This window comes from Clostridiaceae bacterium (genome assembly GCA_012840395.1).
GTDB lineage: Bacteria > Bacillota > Clostridia > Acetivibrionales > DULL01 > DULL01.
Window position 1 is genome coordinate 1 of sequence record DULL01000024.1, and the last position, 4,923, is coordinate 4,923.

A 4,923-nucleotide genomic window follows, 5' to 3' on the forward strand; every position below is an offset into this window, starting at 1 on the left:
ACACATTTTTCTGGGATTACTACAAAACCGTAACGGCGTAAACTTGGGAACCGCCTAGTACGGGACCGTAGGCTAGGTGGTGTGAGAGGTCGGTAGGTGAATTAATCACCTACCTCCTACTCGATGAAGGGAGTTTGCTGTGGAGTAAGGGTTTAAAAAAATACTTTTACATAAAGGAGTATGAATATGAAGTTAGTTTATAAAGGAAAAACAAAAGATGTATATGAACTGGATAGCGAAACTTATTTATTAAAATTTAAAGATGATGTTACGGGAGAGAATGGAGTATTTGATCCCGGAGCAAATACTGTTGGGTTAACCATTGAAGGAGCAGGAAAGGCAGGCTTGAGCCTAACAAAATACTTTTTTGAAAAGTTAAACCAAATGGGTATTCCTACACATTTTATTAGTGCAGATTTGGAAAACTCAACCATGACAGTCAAAAAGGCTACATTATTTGGAAAAGGATTGGAAATAATCTGCAGATACAGAGCTGTAGGCAGTTTTATCAGACGTTATGGAATGTATGCAAAAGAAGGTCAGCCTCTGGATGCATTAGTAGAGGTTACACTCAAGGATGATGAAAGAAATGATCCTCTTATAACAAAAGAAACTTTAGATATGCTGAATATACTTTCTAAAGAAGAATATGATGTATTGGTGGATCTTACAAAGAAAATTGCAAATATAGTAAAAGAAGAACTGGCCAAAAAAGGCTTGGAGTTATATGATATTAAATTTGAATTCGGAAGAATCGGAGAGGACAAACATATTGCTTTAATAGACGAAATTTCCGGTGGAAATATGAGAGCATATATGAATGGTGAGAGAGTAGAGCCTCTTGAACTGGAAAGAATAATGCTGCGGAAATAGGTTAATTTGATTTTCTAAGTGTAAGAAATCTTCAAAGAATAAGAAATGGAGGCTGACTTGCTGACTTATGGAAAAAAGAGCTTTCCCTTTAGGGGATAAAGAACTAAAATTAGGTATTATTGGAATGACTGAAGGTAATGGACATCCATATTCCTGGAGTGCAATATTTAATGGTTACGATTGTGATTTTATGAATGAGTGCCCCTATCCTGCCATTCCTTCTTATTTAAACAAGCAACCTAAACATACATTTGGCATACCTGGAGCTCATGTAACCCATATTTACTGTGATGACAGAACAGATGCAGAGCATGTGGCAAAATGCTCCCTTATTCCAAATGTAGTAGATAAACCCGAAGAAATGATAGGAGAAGTAGATGCTGTAATTATTGCAACTGACATAGGTTCGGAGCATGTGAAGCGCTGCCGCCCCTTTATAGAAGCTGATATACCTTTGTTTATTGATAAACCGTTGGTGGATAATGAAGACGACCTAAAGATTTTCACAAAGTGGCATGATGAAGGATTTCATTTCTTGTCTTCCAGTTCCATGCGTTATCAAAAAGAGATGGAACCTTACCATAAGAATCATTATGAATTAGGAAAATTAATGTATATATTTAAATCTATAATCAAGAAATGGGAAACATACGGTATTCATGCACTTGAAAATATATATCCGGTTCTTGGGCCGGGATTTGTTTCGATACAGAATACAGGCAATTATGAAAAAAACATAGTTCATATAGTACATAAAAGTGGATGTGACATAAATATTGTAGTAGCTTCAGGAATAGCCAGCGCGCCTACTTTGCTTGTAGGCAGCGAATCCACTGCAGTTATTAACTCAAAAGATTCCTACTATTCTTTTAAAAAGCAGCTTGATACTTTTGTTCGCTGGCTCAGGACAGGGGAAGAACCATATCCTTATGAAGAGACTCAGGAGCTTATGAAACTGGTAATTGGCGGCATAAGAAGCCGGGAAGAAGGGAATAGGAAAGTATACCTGGATGAAATTAAAGTGAGGTAAAATTTATAGGTGGTTGTGGTACTTCAGCAGATTTTAATAATTCTGTTGAAGTACCACTAACCAATTTTTTCCTTTTCTTGCTTTAATTCTTTTCTAAGAGCATTTGGTGAAATTCCAAATTGTTTTTTAAATGCAGGAAAAAAGTTTTTTCCACTATAACCTACATATCTGGCAATTTCCTTAATAGATAAATTAGTATTAACTAGAAGTTTTTTAGCCTCTTCCATTCGAATATTTAAGAGATACTCGTTAAAGTTGACTCCAGTTACTTTTTTAAACATAAAACTTAAATATGAGTAATTAATATAGTACTTTTCAGCAATACTATTTAGCTTCAATTCCTTTTTCCTATAATTTGTAGTTATATATTTTATAACTTCATTAATAGTATTAGTGTCACTAATTAGATCATCCATGATTTGATTATGAGGCAAATCTTGTTCATTTCTTTTTTCCAAATATCTTATCTCATTTAATATTTCTATTAATTCATTTTTATCAATTGGTTTGAGCATATACCTATAAGCACCATATTTTAATGCTTTACGTGCATATTCAAAGAGGTCATAAGCACTAAGAACAATAAATTTTATTGAGGGAAGCTTTTCTTTAAGGATACGGATAAGTTCAAGACCATCTTTACCAGGCATAACAATATCTGTTATTATAACATCGGGAGGATTTTCTAATGCTTTATTAATTGCAAGTGAGACATTGGTATATGCACCAATAATGGTATAACCAAGTGACTCCCAATTAATAATTTTCATCATACCTTTTAAAATTATTTTTTCATCGTCAATAATAATAACTTTAAGCATAATCAAGATCCTCCTTTATTATCGGAAGTGTAATAGTAACACAAGTTCCAACTTGTTGTTCACTATCAATACTAACTCCATAATTTTGACCATAATAAAGCTTTATACGCTCATTAACATTAATAATGCCTATTGTTCTACTGTTTCTAAGCTCATATGGAGATCTTGATAAAATGTTTTGTATTTCCATTAGCTTTGATTTCTCAAGCCCTTTTCCATTATCTTCTATAGTAAATTTTATCTGAGAATCTTCATTTTTACCGGTAATTATAATAATACCTTTTCTTCTTAAGGAGCAAAAATCTCCGCTGAATCCATGAATGAAAATATTTTCTACAACTGGTTGAAGAATGAGTTTTATAGTTTTATAATTCATAATTTTTTCATCAATATCCATTTCTACTTCAATAGATTCGTCAAATCTAACTTTTTGGATATTTAAATATATTTTGACATGTTCTATTTCATTTTTAATATATACAATATCATTTACACCTCCTTTACCAATTGTATAGCGAAATAATTTAGCTAAATTATGTATAATGTCAGAAGTTATAACGTCATCATTATTAATGGCTATCATTCTTACAGTTTCTAAAGTATTATACAAGAAATGGGGATTAATCTGGCTTTGCAAAGCTATTAATTCAGCTTCTCTTTGTCGCATTTCTTTACGTGATATGTCAAAGCGTAGAAATTGAATACTTTCTATCATATCATTAAGCCTGCTTCCTATAACGCTTATTTCATCTTTATAACGAACTTGAAATCGACTGCTCATTTCTCCATTTTTTACTTTTTCCATCACTTTACTTATCTCAGCTATTCGTTTGGTAATAGTACTAGTAGTAAAATAAAAAAGTATAAGAGAGAAAAATATTGCAATTGAGTTATATAAGAGAAAAATCTGTTTATGTATATTAACTTGTTTAAAAATAACATTTAAAGGGATCTGAATAAATATTATCCATCCAAGCCTGTCGATAACCATATATGAAGTAAGAATGTCTCCTGAAGATGTATCTAGTACATAATATCCGTTTTTGCTATTTATTGCATCAAGATTTGAGCCTGTAATTGGTTTATTTGGTATACTATATATTAAGTTTCCATTGTAATCTATAACATATAATGTGCTATCCTTGTAATAAAACTGTGATAATATATTTGCAAGAAATGACTGAGCGAGGTTTATTACAATAAATGCATCAGTTTTATAACCGGTTAATTTTGGAGCTGGATGAACAAAGTGAAGTATACCAAAAGAATTCAGGAATTCTTTATCTGGATTAATATATTTGCGTGAATAAATATCAGAGTTTTTATTTAAAATATTCGCAACGAACCTACTAACAAATTCAGAAGGTACTCTTTCATTGCTGTCAATATATAAATAATTATCAAGATTTTTTATTACACACATATTCCTTGACATATAACTAACTTTTGGTGTGTTATGAAAGAAGTTGCTGTAACAATTTCGCTTAAGAATTGACTCAATATCGGAAGGTCCTGTATAATCTACATAGGATTGAAGAGTTTTATCAATAAGAAGATTTATAACCTCATTTTCAAATTTATCTATTCTTACTTCTATTTCATTTTTTACTATTTCTAAAGTTTGCATATTATTTCTGATGATTCTATTTTGAAGATCTTCTAAAATTGCATTGTATGCAACGTAACTTGAAAAAAGAAAAACTGCTATAATTGGGAAAATAGTTAATATCATTTTTTGCCGTGTAGTAAGATTTGGAAAGAGGCTAATGAGATTAATTTTATCTAATAATTTTTGCATGAAGTATCACCTCATTTATACTTCCACAACATTATATTAACATTATGTTGATATATTAACAAGAAACAGGATGCTTGAATCAAGAAGGACTAAAAAATAAGTACCAATTACTAAATTATAAGGATTGTTTAAAAAATGATAGGATGATATTTTTTCATTAGCAGATTACAATTCACTTATTAAACATTTAAATATCATAACTGTTATTAACTCAAGGGCATTTCTTAACTATTAACGGCTCTGTTAACTTAGTATGAAAGAAATGAAACCTGAAAAACTATAATGATACCAGAAATTAAGACAGACAAAACGGCCAAAATAAGTTAGAATGGAACTATGGAAAAGAGAAGAAATTTTACACCGGAAGAAAAAGCAAAAATAGTGATTGAGGTCTTAAGGGA

General features: G+C 31.1%; 4 protein-coding genes. 2 read left to right on the top strand and 2 right to left on the bottom strand.

What is annotated here, in order from left to right:
• Positions 1-186 precede the first annotated feature (186 nt).
• Both GXX20_02940 and GXX20_02945 read left to right on the top strand, forming a co-directional pair.
• Entirely contained in the window at positions 187-873 is a 687-nt protein-coding gene (locus GXX20_02940; GenBank protein HHW30621.1) for a phosphoribosylaminoimidazolesuccinocarboxamide synthase, read from the top strand.
• Between the two features lie 67 nt (positions 874-940).
• Positions 941-1,903: a Gfo/Idh/MocA family oxidoreductase gene (locus GXX20_02945; protein HHW30622.1), complete on the top strand. Its 963-nt coding sequence runs from the start codon at positions 941-943 to the stop codon at positions 1,901-1,903.
• 56 nt (positions 1,904-1,959) lie between these two features.
• On the opposite strand, the gene GXX20_02950 is transcribed toward GXX20_02945, so the two are convergent.
• Complete coding sequence (locus GXX20_02950; GenBank protein ID HHW30623.1) at positions 1,960-2,724, bottom strand: response regulator; 765 nt, start codon at positions 2,722-2,724, stop codon at positions 1,960-1,962.
• Positions 2,717-4,522: a sensor histidine kinase gene (locus GXX20_02955; GenBank protein ID HHW30624.1), complete on the bottom strand. Its 1,806-nt coding sequence runs from the start codon at positions 4,520-4,522 to the stop codon at positions 2,717-2,719. Before GXX20_02955 ends, GXX20_02950 begins: the two co-directional genes overlap by 8 nt.
• Positions 4,523-4,923: the final 401 nt, after the last annotated feature.

What these genes read in the sequence shown, in the direction of transcription:
- GXX20_02940 (HHW30621.1), top strand. Translation starts at nt 187, where the DNA reads ATGAAGTTAGTTTATAAAGGAAAAACAAAAGATGTATATGAACTGGAT.
- GXX20_02945 (HHW30622.1), top strand. Translation starts at nt 941, where the DNA reads ATGGAAAAAAGAGCTTTCCCTTTAGGGGATAAAGAACTAAAATTAGGT.
- GXX20_02950 (HHW30623.1), bottom strand. Translation starts at nt 2,724, where the DNA reads ATGCTTAAAGTTATTATTATTGACGATGAAAAAATAATTTTAAAAGGT.
- GXX20_02955 (HHW30624.1), bottom strand. Translation starts at nt 4,522, where the DNA reads ATGCAAAAATTATTAGATAAAATTAATCTCATTAGCCTCTTTCCAAAT.